The sequence below is a fragment of the Polaromonas aquatica genome (assembly GCF_050626995.1).
Classification (GTDB): domain Bacteria; phylum Pseudomonadota; class Gammaproteobacteria; order Burkholderiales; family Burkholderiaceae_C; genus Polaromonas; species Polaromonas aquatica_A.
Genome location: NZ_CP192467.1, coordinates 2,577,704 through 2,593,084 on the forward strand (window position 1 = coordinate 2,577,704; position 15,381 = coordinate 2,593,084).

The following is a 15,381-nucleotide window of genomic DNA, read 5'->3' on the forward strand; positions in this document are numbered from 1 at the left end:
TCAAATATCAAACAGCACCCCATCATCAAAGTAAAACGCATACCTGAAGTCGCGAATCGCAATGAGCTTCCCGTCCCGCCACTCAAGCCCCACGATGTAGTCGCCATTCACCGTGGAATCGCTCTCCTGGTGTAGCCAGATGGCCGGCCGGCCTTCAATGTTGGTGGGGGTGACGCGCATCACGCCTGTCACGGCTGAATACCGGCCAAAGTATTCGGCCACATGAGCCTTGCCGTCCAGTTGCAAACGTGCCACCAGGTTCAGGTGCACCTGGTCGCCCAGCATGTCGCGCAGGCCATCAAAGTCTCGTGCGTTAAAGCGGGCCGCGTATTCGGTGAGCAGGGCCTGGTCTGCCGGTGACAAAGCTGGCGGCGGGGCTTTGTCTTGGGGTTGCTGGGCCAGTTCGCGCAGGCGCAGGCGGCCGCGGTGCAGTGAGGCCTTGATGGCGGGCAGGCTCACGTTCATCACTTCTGCGGCTTCGTCCATCGCGTAACCCAGCACGTCGGCCAGGATCACCGCGCTGCGCTGGGCCGGCAGCAGCTGCATGAAGGTGCGCAGCGCTGCCGTGGTGGCATGGCGCAGCTCGGCGCTGGCGTGCGGGTCGGCGGTGGTGTCGGGCTCTTCATCGGCAAGGTGCACTTCTTCGCGGGCCTTGCTGCGCAAAAAGTCCATGGCGGTGTTGTGCGCAATGCGAAACAGCCAGCCCTCGGCATGCTGCACCGTGGCCGGGTCGTAGGCCTGCGCGGCTTTAGCCAGGGTGTCCTGCACGATGTCTTCGCCGTCAAAGATGGAGCCCGTCATGCGCGCGCAGTAGCGGTGCAGCCGGGGCCGCAGCTTGCCCATGAGGGTGATGAACTCCGGCAGGGCCAGCTGGGGTGTGCCGGCTGGTGCGGCAGGCAGGGCGGTGGCGTGGGGTATGGCGTTCATGAAGGGGCCTTGGCTTGGTGATTGTGCTTCGGAGGTGGGCGCTTGGGTGGCTTTGCCGATGAAAGGCTGCGGCAAACCGGGGGGGCTTCCTTTGGTGAGACGTTGGGCGGGGCCCAAACGATGCGCGGCCGCGCAAAAATATTTTTGCATCGATTCGCCGGGCGGTACCGTCTTTGGCATAGGAGCGGGCATCTGTCTGTATGTGGCATCGGATGGGGTGCGCCGCCTCCCAACAAGGAGCGATGAAGTGACGCAGATGAATCAAGCAGGTTTTACCGCGCAGCAGCGCTGGGTGCTGGGCCTGGCGGCGGCCGGGTCGTTTATGGCGGCGCTGGATGCGCTGGTGGTAACCACGGCGCTGGACACCCTCAGGCATGAGCTGTCGGCCTCAGTCGAGGCGCTGGAGTGGACGGTCAATGCCTATGGCCTGAGCTTTGCCGTGCTGTTGATGACGGCTGCCGCGCTGGGTGACCGCTTTGGCCGCAAGCGGGTTTACGTCTGCGGGCTGCTGGTGTTTGCCGCCTCGTCGGCGGCCTGTGCGCTGGCGCCGGGCATGGGCTGGCTGATTGCGGGGCGGGCGCTCCAGGGCCTGGGTGCGGCCATGGTGCTGCCGCTGGCCATGGCCTTGCTGGCGGCGACGTTTGCGCCGGCGCAGCGGGGCAAGGCGCTGGGGCTGTTCAGCGGCATCACCGGCCTGGCGGTGCTGGCCGGGCCGGTGGCGGGCGGTGCGGTCGTGCACGGCCTGGCGTGGCAATGGGTCTTCTGGATCAACGTGCCGTTTGCGCTGTTGGTGGCTGCGCTGGTGTGGCGCAAGGTGCCCGAAAGCAGGGGTACGCCGGGCCGGCTGGACTGGCGGGGCGCGGTGCTCATGGTGCTGTCCTTGCTGGGGCTGGTGTGGGGGCTGATGCGCGGCGCGCACGGCGGGTGGCTCAGCCTGCCTGTGCTGGGCGCGCTGGGCATGGGGGCCGTGTTGGGCGCGGCCTTTGTGGCCTTGCAGCGCCGTGAGGCGTGGGACGCCATGGTGCCGCCCAGGCTTTTTCGCTCGCCGGTGTTTGCGGCGGGCAACGCGGCGGGGTTTTTGATGACGGCGTCGTTGATGGGCACGCTGTTTTTCATGGCGCAGTTCTTTCAGGTGGTGCAGGGCCGCACGCCGCTGGGCGCGGGCCTGAGCATGCTGCCGTGGACGGCCACACTGTTTTTTGTCGGGCCGGTGGCCGGGGCCATGGTGGCGCGCGTTGGCGCGCGCAAGCTGGTGGTGGCTGGCCTGGCCCTGCAGGGCATTGGCGTGGCGTGGGTGGCGCTGCTGGCCGACCCGCAAAGTGCCTACGCGCTGTGGGTGCTGCCCATGGTGGTGACGGGCATGGGTGTTTCCATGGCCATGCCGGCGGTGCAAAGCACGGTGCTGGCAGAGGTGGAGCCGGGCGATATAGGCAAGGCCTCGGGCTTGTTTCAGACTTTGCGGCAGCTTGGCGGCGTACTGGGCGTGGCCGTTGCGGCCACGGTGTTCGCGCATGTGGGCGGCTATGACAGCGCGCAACAGTTCAGTGGCGGCTTTGCCCAGGCTCTGATGGCCTGCGCCCTTCTTTCATTTGCCGGTGCCGCGGTGGCCCTTCGGCTGCGCGGCAAGGCGCCTATTTTTATTCAACCCACAGGAGCAAAAGTATGAGAGCAGTCATGGTTCGTTACCGCGTCAAGCCCGAAATGGCCGAAGAAAATGAGCGCCTCATTCGCGCCGTGTCCGCCGAACTGCAGGCCGTAAAGCCTGCCGGCCTGAGCTACCAGACACATAAACTGCCCGACGGGGTGAGCTTTGTGCATGTGGCGATGTACGGCGACGGGGTGCTTGAGAGTCCGCTGCTTGGGCTGACGGCCTTCAAGGCCTTCACGGCGGAGATCAAGGCGCGCTGCGACGAATTGCCCGTCACGCAGGAACTGCAGCCCGTCGGGTTTTTCAGCAGCTTTGACTGAAGGGGCGCGCCCGGTGTAACGCCAGGCGCGTCAAGGCCCGTCAGCCTTTTAGGTTTTTGCGAAAGTCCCCGGGGCTGAGGCCAGACCACGCACGAAACGCCCGGGTAAAGCTTTTCTCATTGCCAAAGCCCGCAGCCGCAGCCACCTTTTTCACCGGCTGGCTGGTGCGGTGAAGCAGTTCACCGGCCTGCTGAAAGCGCACACCGTCCTTGAGTGCCTGCAGCGAGGCGCCTTCCTCCTTCAGTTGGCGGTGCAATGTACGAGACGACATGTTCAGCGCTGCCGCCAAAGTCTCCGCATTGTGCGAAGCGACCGCGGGATTCGCCAGCGCCTGCTGCACCTGTTCCACCAGCAGCCTGTCGCGCCGGTATTGCAACACCGTCAGTGGCAAGGCCCGTTGCAGCATTTGCTGCAAAGCCTTTTCATCACGCCGAAGCGGCAGGGCCAGATAGCGCGCATCAAACCGGATCTCGGCTTGCGCGGCGTTGAATTGCAGCGGGCCGGGGAACATCAGCCCATAGGCCTCTACATGCGGCGGCGCCGCAAACGGAAAGCGTGCGCCCTGCAGCGGGATGCGCGAATCCACATACCAGCAGGCCAGGCCGTGAATGTTGCGCAGCACGTGGACCAAAGCAAACTCACCAACGTGGCCGGGCAGCTTCTCCTCGACCGTGATGGCAGCGGTGTCGCCAGGGGTGGTGACGCGCAGGGTGATGTCATCGGCAATCAGTGCGTGGTGGCGGCACCAGCGTTTCAGGGCCACGCCCAGGTTGGGTGAACTGATGGAGGCGCGGGCCAGCATGCCGTAGCTGCCCCAGGGCAGTTTGCGGCTGAAGGCGCCCAGGCCTTCGTCGCCCAGTTCCTGCATGGCGGCGCCTGAAAGAAGCTCCATCTGGCGGGCGGTGATGTGGGCGTTGGCTTGTTTGAGTTGCGCTGGCGTGATATGTGCCAGTTTCAGGGCTTCTGTCGGGCTTTGGTTGTAGCGTTTGTAGGCCGCCGCAATGCTTCTGGCAAAGGCCATGGGGGTGGCGGCTTTGGGTGGGCTGGCGGACTTGGCGGGTGCTTTGGTGGGCATGGCGGCAATTTTCTGCTCAGGTGGCAGGATTTGCAACCTCGTTGGCTGTGTGGATGGGGCGGGTTTTCGCTAAGCTGGCTCTTTAGCGCTAATCTGGCGCTAAGGTAGGGCCCACGCGCCCGAAGGTCCGGCGCAGGCCAGCCCAGTTTCAGCGCCTTTCACTCGTATTTCAGGAATTGCCATGCCCGCTCTGGAGACAAAACTCAACGCCCGTTCTGCCGACTTTCAGGCCAATGCCGCCGCCATGCAGGCGCAGGTAGACGACCTGAACGCGCAAGTTGCCAAGGCCGCCCTGGGTGGCGGCGAGGCCACGCGGGCACGGCATGTATCACGCGGCAAGCTGCTGCCGCGAGACCGCGTGCAGATGCTGCTGGACCCGGGCACGCCTTTCCTCGAGCTTGGCCCGCTGGCCGCCAAAGACATGTACCCCGACCGTGACGGCACCGACAGCGCGCCTTGCGCCGGTGTCATCACCGGCATTGGCCGTGTCAATGGCGTGGACTGCATGATCGTGTGCAACGACGCCACGGTGAAGGGCGGCACCTACTACCCGATGACGGTGAAAAAGCATTTGCGCGCGCAGGAAGTCGCGATGCAAAACAACCTCACCTGCATCTACCTGGTCGATTCGGGCGGCGCCAATCTGCCTAATCAGGACGACGTGTTCCCAGACCGTGACCACTTTGGCCGTATCTTTTTTAACCAGGCCAACATGAGCGCGCAGGGCATTGCGCAGATCGCCGTGGTCATGGGCAGCTGCACGGCCGGTGGCGCCTATGTGCCGGCCATGAGCGACGAGACCATCATCGTCAAGAACCAGGGCACCATCTTTCTGGGCGGCCCGCCGCTGGTGAAGGCGGCGATTGGCGAAATCGTCAGCGCTGAAGACCTGGGTGGCGGCGATGTGCACACGCGGCTTTCGGGCGTGGCCGATCACCTGGCGCAAAACGACGCGCATGCGCTGGCCCTGGCCCGCCAGGCCGTGGCCAGCCTCAACAAAACCAAGCGCTTCGACCAGGCCCTGCGCACGCCGGTGCCGCCGCTCTACAACCCGCAAGAGCTGCATGGCGTGATTCCGGTTGACCCGAAAAAGCCGTATGACGTGCGCGAGGTGATTGCCCGCATCGTCGACGGCAGCGAGTTTCATGAGTTCAAGGCGCGCTTTGGCCCCACGCTAGTCTGCGGCTTTGCGCACATTGAAGGCATGCCGGTGGGCATCATCGCCAACAACGGCATCCTCTTCAGCGAATCAGCGCAGAAGGGCGCGCACTTTATCGAGCTGTGCTGCCAGCGCAAGGTGCCGCTGGTGTTTCTGCAGAACATCACCGGCTTCATGATCGGCCGCAAGTACGAAGCCGAAGGCATTGCGCGCCACGGCGCCAAGATGGTGACGGCTGTGGCCACGGCCCAGGTGCCCAAGTTCACCGTGATCATCGGCGGCAGCTACGGCGCCGGCAACTACGGCATGTGCGGCCGGGCGTATTCACCGCGCTTCTTGTGGATGTGGCCGAATGCGCGCATCTGCGTGATGGGCGGCGAACAGGCCGCCGGCGTGCTGGCCACCGTGAAGCGCGACGCGATTGAGGCCAAGGGCGGCACCTGGAGTGCCGAAGAAGAGGCCACCTTCAAGCAGCCGGTGCTGGACCAGTTTGGCCAGCAGTCGCACCCGTATTACTCCACCGCGCGCGGCTGGGACGATGGTGTGATTGACCCGGCGGACACGCGGCGTGTGCTGGCGCTGGGCCTTTCTGCCACGCTGAACCAGCCGATTCCGGATACGAAGTTCGGCGTGTTCCGCATGTGATCAGAGAAGCCAGCTGGAAAGGACAAATGAGATGAACCATCTGAACATCCAGATCGAGGCGCTGGTGGCGACCGTCACACTGAACCGGCCTGACGTGCGCAACGCCTTCAACCAGGAAGTCATCGCCGAGATGACGCAGGCTTTTGTTGAGCTGGGCATGCACGAGGGAGTGCGCTGCATCGTGCTGGCGGCCAACGGCCCGGCCTTTTGTGCAGGCGCCGACCTGAACTGGATGCGCAGCATGGCCGACTACACCCATGCGCAGAACCTGGAAGACGCGGGCCGCCTGGCGACCATGCTCCAGGCCGTTTATGAATGCCCCAAGCCCGTCATTGCCCGCATACAGGGCGACGTCTATGCCGGCGGCATGGGCCTGGTGGCGGCTTGCGACATGGCTGTGTCAGTGGACACGGCAGGCTATTGCCTCAGCGAGGTGAAGCTGGGTTTGATTCCGGCCACCATCAGCCCGTATGTGATTCGCGCCATGGGTGCGCGGGCGGCGCACCGTTACTTCCTCACGGCCGAGCGCTTTGATGCGGCCGAGGCCTTGCGCATTGGTTTTGTTCATGAAGTGGTGACAGCCGACGCACTGGACGCCAAGGTGGCTGACATGGTGAAGGCACTTGTCAACGCCGGCCCCGAGGCCGTGAAGCTGTGCAAGCAACTGGTGCAGGATGTAGGCGGCCAGCCCATCACGCCGGAGCTGGTGCAGATGACGGTGGAAAGCATTGCCGATGTGCGCGTGAGTCCGGAAGGGCGCGAAGGCGTTCAATCCTTCCTGCAAAAGCGCAAGCCCAATTGGTTGCCTTCCAAACCGGAATGACGTCATGAACACCTTGGACACGACACAATTAATCGCCTTGGCTGGTGCGCTGGGCTGGGCCAGCGGCGTGCGCCTGTACCTGGTCGTGTTGTTGACAGGCCTCGCCGGTTTTATGGGCTGGATGGAGCTGCCGCAAGGCCTGCAACTGCTGTCTAACCCGGTGGTGCTGGGTGTCAGCGGCTTCATGGTGTTCATTGAATTTTTTGCCGACAAGATTCCCGGCCTTGATTCGCTGTGGGACGTGGTGCACGGCGTGATCCGCATCCCTGCCGGTGCCGCGCTGGCCGCCGCCGTGTTTGGCGCCGACAACGGTCTGGGCGCGTTGGTAGCGGCGCTGCTGGGCGGCACATTGGCCGCTACCAGCTTTGCGGCCAAGGCCACGACGCGCGCAGCCATCAACACATCGCCCGAGCCTTTCAGCAACATCGGCGCCTCGCTGGTGGAGGACTCGCTGGTGCCGGCCGGCCTGTGGCTGGCGATTGCGCACCCTCTGGTGTTTGTGGTGGTGCTGGCTTTGGTGCTGGCGCTCAGCATCTGGTTGATCCGCATTTGCTGGCGCTTTCTGCGTCAACTGTTCACCCGCGTGGCTCGCATCTTCAGCGGCCGGCCCGACCCCGGCACCACGTCTGCTTTTACCTTGAAGTCTCCTTTCTCAAAGAACGACCATGTTTAAAAAAATCCTTATTGCTAACCGGGGGGAGATCGCCTGCCGCGTTGCTGCGACTGCGCACCGCATGGCCATCCAGTCCGTTGCTGTGTATTCCGATGCTGACGCAGGCGCCAAACATGTCGGCTTTTGCGATGAGGCCATCCACATCGGTGGCAGCGCGCCCAAAGACAGTTATCTGCGCTGGGAGCGCATCATCGAAGCCGCCAAGGCCACAGGCGCTGAGGCGATCCACCCGGGTTATGGCTTCCTGAGCGAGAACGAAGAGTTCGCCCAGGCCTGCGCCGACGCGGGGCTGGTCTTCATTGGCCCGCCGGCCTCCGCCATCAAGGCCATGGGCCTGAAGGCCGAGTCCAAGCAGTTGATGGAAAAAGCCGGCGTGCCTTTAGTGCCCGGCTACCACGGCAGCGACCAGGACCCGGCCCTGCTCAAGCGGGAAGCCGACCGTATTGGCTACCCGGTGCTGATCAAGGCCAGCGCCGGCGGCGGCGGCAAGGGCATGCGCGCTGTCGACAAGACGGAAGACTTTGAAGCCGCGCTGGCGTCGTGCAAGCGCGAAGCCATCAACAGCTTTGGCGACGACGCGGTGCTGGTGGAAAAGTATGCGCAGCGCCCGCGCCATATCGAGATCCAGGTGTTTGGCGACACGCACGGCAATTACGTTTACCTGTTTGAGCGCGACTGCTCGGTGCAGCGCCGCCACCAGAAGGTGCTGGAAGAAGCACCGGCCCCCGGCATGACGGAAGCCATGCGCAAGCAGATGGGTGAGGCGGCCGTGGCGGCGGCGCGTGCCGTGAATTACGTTGGCGCAGGCACGGTGGAGTTCATTGTGGAGCAGCGCGCAGACGGCTCGATGAACTTCTTCTTCATGGAGATGAATACGCGCCTGCAGGTGGAGCACCCGGTGACCGAAGCCATTACCGGCCTGGACCTGGTGGAGTGGCAACTGCGCGTGGCCTCGGGTGAAAAGCTGCCGCTGGCGCAAGACCAGCTGCGCATCACCGGCCATGCGATTGAGGCACGCATTTGCGCCGAAACGCCCGACAACAACTTCCTGCCGGCTACCGGCACGCTGCATGTCTACAAGAAGCCGGTGCATACCGCGTTTGAAAGAGGCCAGGTGCGCGTGGACGACGGCGTGCGTGAGGGGGATGCAATCTCACCGTATTACGACTCCATGGTGGCCAAGCTCATCGTGCACGGCGCCACACGCGAAGAAGCGCTGGCCCGGCTGGACGATGCGCTGGCGCAGACCCGCATCGTCGGCCTGAGCACCAATGTGCAGTTCCTGCGCTACGTGGTGCGCAGCCCTTCGTTTGCCGAGGCCAATCTCGACACCGCGCTGATCCAGCGCGAAGAGACCGTGCTCTTCAAGCAGGAGCCCATAGGCCTGCCCATGGCAGCCGCCGCGGCAGTGACCAAGGCGCTGCTGGACGAGCGTGCCACCGAGGGTGCAGACCCTTTCAGCCGCCGCGATGGCTGGCGTTCCCATGGGGTGATGCAGCGGCGTTTCGCGTTTGAATTCCATGGTGCGCCGGCCACGGCTGTGCTGACCTATGGGCATGACGGCGCCTTGCACCTGGCGATGGAGGGAGATGTTCAGGTGGCGGGACCGCTGGCGTTTAGCGAAACCGCTCATGGCATTGACCTGCAGTTCGCGGCCCGGCGAATGACGGCGGCTGTGTACGCGCAAGGCGAGCTGGACTATGTATTTGCCGCCAAAGGTGCGACGCAAATCCTCTCCATCGACCTGCTCGCCCATGCGGGCGAGGCGCATGCGGAAGGCGGCCGCCTCACGGCGCCCATGCCCGGCAAGGTGGTGTCGTTCACCGTCAAAGCTGGTGACAAGGTCAGCAAAGGCCAGCCGCTGGCGGTGATGGAAGCCATGAAGATGGAGCACACGATTGCGGCGCCGGCCGACGGCGTGGTGCAGGAGTTGTTGTACGCGCCCGGTGACCAGGTGAGCGAAGGCGCGGAATTGTTGAAAATAGCCGTTTGACATTTCAACGTTCAACGGGATTTTCTTCATGCGTATCAGTTTTTGCTGCTCCGACACCAAACCCCAGCCTTGGGTAGATGGCCTGAAGGCCGCATTTCCCGATGCGGAAGTGAGCCTTTGGTCTGCCGGCGCCGAACCGGCCGACTATGCAGTGGTCTGGATGCCGCCCCAGCAGTTTTTTGATGAGCAGCTGAAGCTCAAAGGGATCTTCAACATTGGTGCCGGGGTTGATGCGCTGATGAAGTTGCGGCTACCTGCCGGCGTGCCGGTGGTGCGGCTGGACGATGCGGGGATGTCGGTGCAAATGGCTGAGTTTGTGTGCCACGCGGTGATTCGCCATTTTCGCGAGTTCGACGGCTACGAGGCCGACGTGGCTGAGGGCAAGTGGTCATACCGCAAGCCGCGACTGCGCACGGACTACCCCATTGGCGTGATGGGCCTGGGCGTGCTGGGCGAACGCGTCAGCCGCGCGCTGGCGCAGTTTGACTTTCCGGTTAATGGCTGGAGCCGCTCACCCAAGGCGATTGAGGGTGTGCAGTGCTTTTCAGGCGATGTGGGCGGGCAGGGTTTCCAGGATTTCCTCGCGGCCAGCCGCATCCTGGTGTGCCTGCTGCCCCTCACGTCCGAAACGCGGGGCATCATGAACATGGACACCCTGTCGCGGCTGCGGACTGGGGGCTACGTCATCAACGTGGCGCGCGGCAGCCACCTGGTGGATGGCGACCTGATCACGCTGATCGACAACGGCCACCTGGCGGGCGCGACGCTGGATGTGTTTCATGTTGAACCACTACCGGCGGACCATCCATTCTGGAAGCACCCAAAAATCACGGTGACACCGCACACCTCGGCCCGTACGCTGCGCGAGGAAAGCATTGCCCAGATTGCGGGTAAGGTGCGCGCCGTTGAACGCGGGGAGCGGGTTGCTGGTATCGTCGATCCACTGCGTGGCTACTGAAGGCACGCTGCCGGAGTCTCATTGATGCCATCGTCTACAACCCACCGCCTGCTCAGTCTTTTTGGCTGGGTGTTGCTGGTGCCCAGCGGCCTGACAGCACTGGTGTCGCTCTGGATGCTGGCCTCAAGTCTGGGGCTTGGCAGTGACACCCGCACGGTTGCGGGGCGGGTGGTGGGGCACGAGGCTTCCCGCCTGAAGCTCAGCGCCGGCCAGAAAAGCATTGTTGAATTTTCCGCACACGATGGCCGCACCCTGCGTGTGGCTGATCCCATGGTGCGCCAGGGTTTTGCCGTCCACAAAGTGGGCGAAGCGGTGAAAGTGCGTTACCTGACGGATGACCCGGTCCAGGCCGAGATCGTGGGCTCGGTGTTTGTGCAGGGGCTCATCAGTGCTGTTTTTTTGTTGCTCAGCACGGTCGGGGTGCTGGCCGGCTGGCTGCTTTTGCGTTTGCGTCCGCGCGGCGTGGCCCCTGCGGCAGCCTGATCTGAAATCGAATACGGGGAAAACCATGTCATTGCCTTCCAAAGTCAAAATCGTTGATGTCGGCCCGCGCGACGGGTTGCAGAATGAAAAAGCCCAGGTGCCGGCCGCTGTGAAGATCGAGCTGGTGCACCGCCTGCAGGATGCGGGCCTGACCGAGATTGAAGTGACGAGCTATGTGTCGCCCAAGTGGGTGCCGCAGATGGCTGACAACGCCGAGGTCATGGCGGGGATCCAACGCAAGCCTGGTGTGCGCTATTCGGTGCTGACGCCCAACATGAAGGGCTTTGAAGCTGCGATTGAACCGCCGCGTGAACTGTGGCCCGATGAAATCGTGGTGTTTGGTGCGGCCAGTGAGGCTTTCAGCCAGAAGAACATCAACTGCTCGATCGCCGAAAGCATTGAGCGCTTCCGCCCTGTGGTGGAGGCTGCGCGTGAAAAAGGCATCTATGTGCGGGGCGCCATGTCCTGCACCGTGGGTTGTCCCTATGAAGGCGAAATTGCACCTGAACGTGTGGACATGCTGGCGGGCCTCATGAAAGGCATCGGGGTGCAGCATGTGGGTGTGGCCGACACCATTGGCGTGGGCACGCCGCTCAAGGTGCAGCACGCCATGGAGGCAACGCTCAAGCATTTCGACATCAATGATGTTTCCGGCCATTTCCACGACACCTACGGCCAGGCGCTGGGCAATACGCTGATGGCATTGCAGATGGGGGTATGGCAATACGACACCTCCTCGGCGGGCCTGGGCGGCTGCCCGTTTGCCAAGGGCGCCACCGGCAACGTTGCCACTGAAGACGTGGTCTACATGCTCCACGGCATGGGCATTGAAACGGGCATTGACCTGGACAAGCTCATTGATGCGGGAAAATTCATCAGCGATTTTCTGGGGCGCAAGCCCAATTCCCGCGCCGCTACGGCGCTTCTCAATAAGAGAATGAACTGACATGTGTGGTGCTGAATTGAAAGCGTTGCCTGAAGGTGTGCAGCGAGTTGCTGCGGTGTTGCTGGACAGCGGCCATCTGCATGCACCGGTGATGCTTGACGACGCGGCGCGCACCGCGCAGCAGGCGGCCGACGCGCTGGGCGTGCATGTGGGCCAGATCGCCAAGAGCATTATTTTTCGCCGCAAGTCCGACGATGCCGCGGTGCTGGTGGTGACGTCTGGCGACCAGCGCGTCAATGAGAAGAAGGTCGAGGCGGTGGTGTGCACCGATGGCAAACGGCTGGCGCGTGCCGATGCGGAATTTGTGAAGGCGCGCACGGGGTTTTCAATAGGCGGCGTATCGCCGCTCGCCCATGCGACGCCTTCCGTGACATTGATCGACCGTTCGCTTTTCCGCTTTGACACCATATGGGCGGCCGCGGGGCATCCGCATGCGGTGTTCCAGCTGTCGCCGCAGGAGCTTGAGTTGCTGACGGGCGCGCCGGTGGCGGACTTCGCGGTGAATGTGGACGAGGAAACGCTGGCGCGCCAGCATGCGATCGCGTTGGTGTCCCAGCGTGCGGCCACGCTGGACAGTGAACCCTACGTACCGTCGCCCTGTATTTCCGTGTGCCGCATGAACGCGGCTTCGGGCTTTTGCGAAGGCTGCTTTCGAACGCGTGATGAAATCGCGCAGTGGAGCGGTGCCGACGATGCCGGCAAGCGCCGTATCTGGAAATCCATAGAGCAGCGCATGGCTGCGATGCAGCCATGAGCGGCGTATCCACAACGGCGCAACCGGCGGCCGGTGGCGCTCCGGCCGTCAGGCACATCACGTGCTATTTCGACGTGATTTCGCCCTACGCCTATCTGGCGTTTGAGCGCCTTCCCGAAACGCTGAAAGGTGTGAGCCACAGCGTGGCGTACACGCCTGTGTTGTTCGCGGGCATGCTCAAGCACTATGGCCAGCTGGGTCCCGCCGAGATCGCACCCAAACGCGACTGGACGTACCGCCAGGTGCTATGGCTGGCGCACAGCCTGGGCATCGCGTTGAAGATGCCGGCCAGCCATCCCTTCAACCCCTTGCCCTTGCTGCGCCTGGCTGTGGCCTGCGGCCCGGAGGGACAGGGCGCCACGCCCAACCGCTATGTGTGTGAAACCATTCTTCGCCATGTCTGGCGCGAAGGCGGTGAGGCCGGCGATGCGGCGCGCTACGAAACGCTGTCGCAGCAGCTTGCACCCGTGCGCGATGTGAATGGCGAGAGCGTGAAGGCACAGCTCAAAAGCAATACCGAAGCGGCGATTGCCAAGGGCGTTTTTGGCGTGCCGGCGTTTGAAGTGGATGGCAAAATTTTCTGGGGACTGGATGCGTTGCCGATGCTGCGCGAGTACCTGCTCGGCAGCCCCTGGTTTGATGGAAATGAATGGGATGGTGTGCGTCAGGTGGTGTCAGGCATCACTCGGGCCCGCTAGTATCACCCCTTACGTGTTTTCCCTAGGGATCTTCGCATGCTGAAAAGTTCTTCAAGGGTTTCCCCTTGAGTTGTCAGCCACGCATAAGTTTCGCGAAAGCTCCTGTTAGTTTCACGTCAGAGCTAGGTCAGCCACAACCAAAATAATGAGGGCAGCTTCCATACCGGAAGTCTCAATATTTTTGGAGACAACATCATGGCAACAGCCGTCGATAACAGACCGATGAGCGCCGAGCAGAAGAAGGTGATTTTCGCCTCCTCGCTCGGCACTGTATTTGAGTGGTATGACTTCTACCTCTACGGTTCACTAGCCGCCATCATTGCCAAGCAGTTCTTCAGCGGACTGGATGCCGGCTCTGCCTTCATCTTTGCGCTGCTCGCTTTTGCTGCCGGCTTCATCGTGCGTCCTTTCGGCGCGCTGGTGTTCGGCCGTCTGGGCGACATGATCGGCCGCAAGTACACCTTCCTGGTCACCATCGTGATCATGGGCTTGTCGACCTTCATCGTGGGCTTGCTGCCCAACTACGCTTCGATCGGTGTCGCCGCTCCGGTGATCCTGATTGCGCTGCGTATGCTGCAAGGCCTGGCGCTCGGCGGTGAGTACGGCGGTGCTGCTGTGTATGTGGCCGAACACGCCCCTGCACACAAGCGCGGTGCCTACACCTCCTGGATCCAGACCACGGCAACGCTGGGCCTGTTCCTGAGCTTGCTGGTGATCCTGGGCGTGCGTACCGCGATGGGCGAGGCTGCATTTGCCGACTGGGGCTGGCGCGTTCCTTTCCTGGTCTCCATCCTGCTGCTGGGCGTGTCCGTTTACATCCGCCTGTCGATGAACGAATCCCCTGCCTTCCAGAAAATGAAGGCTGAAGGCAAGACCTCCAAGGCTCCTTTGTCCGAATCTTTCGGCCAGTGGAAAAACCTGAAGATCGTGATTCTGGCGCTGATCGGCTTGACCGCCGGCCAGGCCGTGGTCTGGTATTCGGGCCAGTTCTATGCACTGTTCTTCCTGACGCAAGCGCTCAAGGTTGACGGTCCTACCGCCAACATCCTGGTGGCTTACTCGCTGATCCTGGGCACGCCTTTCTTCGTGATCTTCGGTACGCTGTCCGACAAGATCGGCCGCAAGCCCATCATCATGGCTGGTTGCCTGCTGGCCGTGGTCACTTACTTCCCCGTGTTCACCGCGCTGACCAAGGCTGCCAATCCTGACCTAGCCGCTGCACAAGCCAAGAACAAGGTGGTCGTGACTGCCGATCCGAAAGAGTGCTCGTTCCAGTTCAACCCGACCGGCACCGTCAAGTTCACCAGCTCGTGCGACATCGCCAAGCAGGTACTGGCAGGCGCTTCGGTGAGCTATGAAAACGTCGCCGCACCCGCTGGCACGGTGGCTACCATCAAGATCGGCGAAAACGCGATCCCTAGCTACACCGCCAAGGGCCTGAGCGCCGAAGACGCCAAGAAGAAGGACGCCGAGTTCAAGAAGGCCGTCGCGGACGACCTGAAGGCTGCCGGCTACCCCTCCAAGGCTGACCCGGCCAAAGTCGACAAGGTCATGGTCACTGTCATCCTGTTCTACCTGGTGGTACTGGTGACCATGGTGTACGGCCCGATCGCCGCCATGCTGGTGGAGTTGTTCCCGACCCGTATCCGCTACACCTCCATGAGCCTGCCGTACCACATCGGTAACGGCTGGTTCGGTGGCCTGCTGCCAACGACTGCCTTTGCCATCGTGGCGCAGACCGGCAATATGTACAACGGCCTCTGGTACCCCATCATCGTTGCCGGCATGACGCTGGTAGTGGGAACCTTGTTCATCAAGGAAACCAAGGACGTGGATATTTACGCAAACGACTGATCGGTCCGTGGCATGCGCGGCCCTTGGCTAGCGCATGCCTGCAAGGCCTTGTGAAACCGCAGGCCCTCGTCATTCATTGCCGGGGGCCTGTTTTTTGGAGAAAAGAAAAATGTGGAAAATTGTGCTCGGGTTTCTCGTCATTGCCGGACTGGCAATATTTCTATTAAATAAGGGTGGTGATATTGATATGGGGGGCGAAAAGCACGGTGCTTCACCGCTGCCCGCTCCCGTTGTTGCCACCGTTTTGGCGTTGGACGCGCATGGTTGAGTGAGGGGTCAGGCTGGTAGCGTGGCGCTTCGCGTGCAGGACATGGCCGCGACAATGCCCAAAAAAGGTGCGCCTCAGATAAAAATGAGGTAAATTGAATTAGCAGGGACTAAAATTAATCATTACATCGTCTCTGAATATCAAGCACCGTATGGTG

The 15,381-nt window shown here is 62.5% G+C and carries 15 protein-coding genes; 13 read left to right on the top strand and 2 right to left on the bottom strand.

All coding sequences use genetic code 11. The features are described 5' to 3' along the window. Nucleotides 1-927, bottom strand: a complete 927-nt coding sequence (locus ACQ4MS_RS12305) for a sigma-70 family RNA polymerase sigma factor (RefSeq protein ID WP_431094849.1) — start codon at nt 925-927, stop codon at nt 1-3. A gap of 256 nt (nt 928-1,183) precedes the next feature. On the opposite strand from ACQ4MS_RS12305, the gene ACQ4MS_RS12310 reads away from it, so the two are divergent. Together ACQ4MS_RS12310 and ACQ4MS_RS12315 are read left to right on the top strand one after the other, a co-directional pair. Continuing rightward, nucleotides 1,184-2,593, top strand: coding sequence for an MFS transporter (locus tag ACQ4MS_RS12310; RefSeq protein ID WP_431099585.1), 1,410 nt, complete (start codon nt 1,184-1,186; stop codon nt 2,591-2,593). Further along, nucleotides 2,590-2,895, top strand: coding sequence for a hypothetical protein (locus ACQ4MS_RS12315; protein WP_431094851.1), 306 nt, complete (start codon nt 2,590-2,592; stop codon nt 2,893-2,895). The genes ACQ4MS_RS12310 and ACQ4MS_RS12315 overlap by 4 nt, the downstream gene beginning before the upstream one ends. A 40-nt stretch (nt 2,896-2,935) precedes the next feature. Here ACQ4MS_RS12315 and ACQ4MS_RS12320 read toward each other — a convergent pair whose 3' ends face one another. Continuing rightward, nucleotides 2,936-3,970 (bottom strand): AraC family transcriptional regulator, encoded by a 1,035-nt coding sequence (locus tag ACQ4MS_RS12320; protein WP_431094853.1) that lies wholly within the window; start codon nt 3,968-3,970, stop codon nt 2,936-2,938. Between the two features lie 181 nt (nt 3,971-4,151). Here ACQ4MS_RS12320 and ACQ4MS_RS12325 point away from each other — a divergent pair, with 181 nt between their 5' ends. From ACQ4MS_RS12325 to ACQ4MS_RS12375, 11 genes are all read left to right on the top strand, one after another. After that, entirely contained in the window at nt 4,152-5,774 is a 1,623-nt protein-coding gene (locus tag ACQ4MS_RS12325; protein WP_431094855.1) for a carboxyl transferase domain-containing protein, read from the top strand. 31 nt (nt 5,775-5,805) lie between these two features. Next, the gene (locus tag ACQ4MS_RS12330) at nt 5,806-6,597 is read left to right on the top strand and encodes an enoyl-CoA hydratase/isomerase family protein (RefSeq protein WP_431094857.1); all 792 of its coding nucleotides are present in this window, start codon (nt 5,806-5,808) and stop codon (nt 6,595-6,597) included. Nucleotides 6,598-6,601: 4 nt separating this feature from the next. Then, nucleotides 6,602-7,270: a DUF4126 domain-containing protein gene (locus tag ACQ4MS_RS12335; protein ID WP_431094859.1), complete on the top strand. Its 669-nt coding sequence runs from the start codon at nt 6,602-6,604 to the stop codon at nt 7,268-7,270. After that, the gene (locus tag ACQ4MS_RS12340; RefSeq protein WP_431094861.1) at nt 7,263-9,263 is read left to right on the top strand and encodes an acetyl/propionyl/methylcrotonyl-CoA carboxylase subunit alpha; all 2,001 of its coding nucleotides are present in this window, start codon (nt 7,263-7,265) and stop codon (nt 9,261-9,263) included. Before ACQ4MS_RS12335 ends, ACQ4MS_RS12340 begins: the two co-directional genes overlap by 8 nt. A gap of 28 nt (nt 9,264-9,291) precedes the next feature. Beyond that, nucleotides 9,292-10,221, top strand: a complete 930-nt coding sequence (locus tag ACQ4MS_RS12345) for a 2-hydroxyacid dehydrogenase (RefSeq protein ID WP_431094862.1) — start codon at nt 9,292-9,294, stop codon at nt 10,219-10,221. A gap of 24 nt (nt 10,222-10,245) precedes the next feature. Continuing rightward, nucleotides 10,246-10,704 carry a DUF3592 domain-containing protein gene (locus tag ACQ4MS_RS12350; RefSeq protein WP_431094864.1) on the top strand — a complete coding sequence of 153 codons (459 nt, stop codon included), beginning with the start codon at nt 10,246-10,248 and terminating at the stop codon, nt 10,702-10,704. A gap of 25 nt (nt 10,705-10,729) precedes the next feature. After that, nucleotides 10,730-11,650, top strand: a complete 921-nt coding sequence (locus ACQ4MS_RS12355) for a hydroxymethylglutaryl-CoA lyase (RefSeq protein WP_431094866.1) — start codon at nt 10,730-10,732, stop codon at nt 11,648-11,650. 1 nt (nt 11,651) lies between these two features. Beyond that, the gene (locus ACQ4MS_RS12360; protein WP_431094868.1) at nt 11,652-12,404 is read left to right on the top strand and encodes a YbaK/EbsC family protein; all 753 of its coding nucleotides are present in this window, start codon (nt 11,652-11,654) and stop codon (nt 12,402-12,404) included. Continuing rightward, the gene (locus ACQ4MS_RS12365; protein WP_431094870.1) at nt 12,401-13,102 is read left to right on the top strand and encodes a 2-hydroxychromene-2-carboxylate isomerase; all 702 of its coding nucleotides are present in this window, start codon (nt 12,401-12,403) and stop codon (nt 13,100-13,102) included. The genes ACQ4MS_RS12360 and ACQ4MS_RS12365 overlap by 4 nt, the downstream gene beginning before the upstream one ends. A 195-nt stretch (nt 13,103-13,297) precedes the next feature. Beyond that, nucleotides 13,298-14,956 carry an MFS transporter gene (locus ACQ4MS_RS12370; RefSeq protein WP_431094872.1) on the top strand — a complete coding sequence of 553 codons (1,659 nt, stop codon included), beginning with the start codon at nt 13,298-13,300 and terminating at the stop codon, nt 14,954-14,956. Between the two features lie 109 nt (nt 14,957-15,065). Further along, entirely contained in the window at nt 15,066-15,224 is a 159-nt protein-coding gene (locus ACQ4MS_RS12375; protein ID WP_431094874.1) for a hypothetical protein, read from the top strand. Nucleotides 15,225-15,381: the final 157 nt, after the last annotated feature.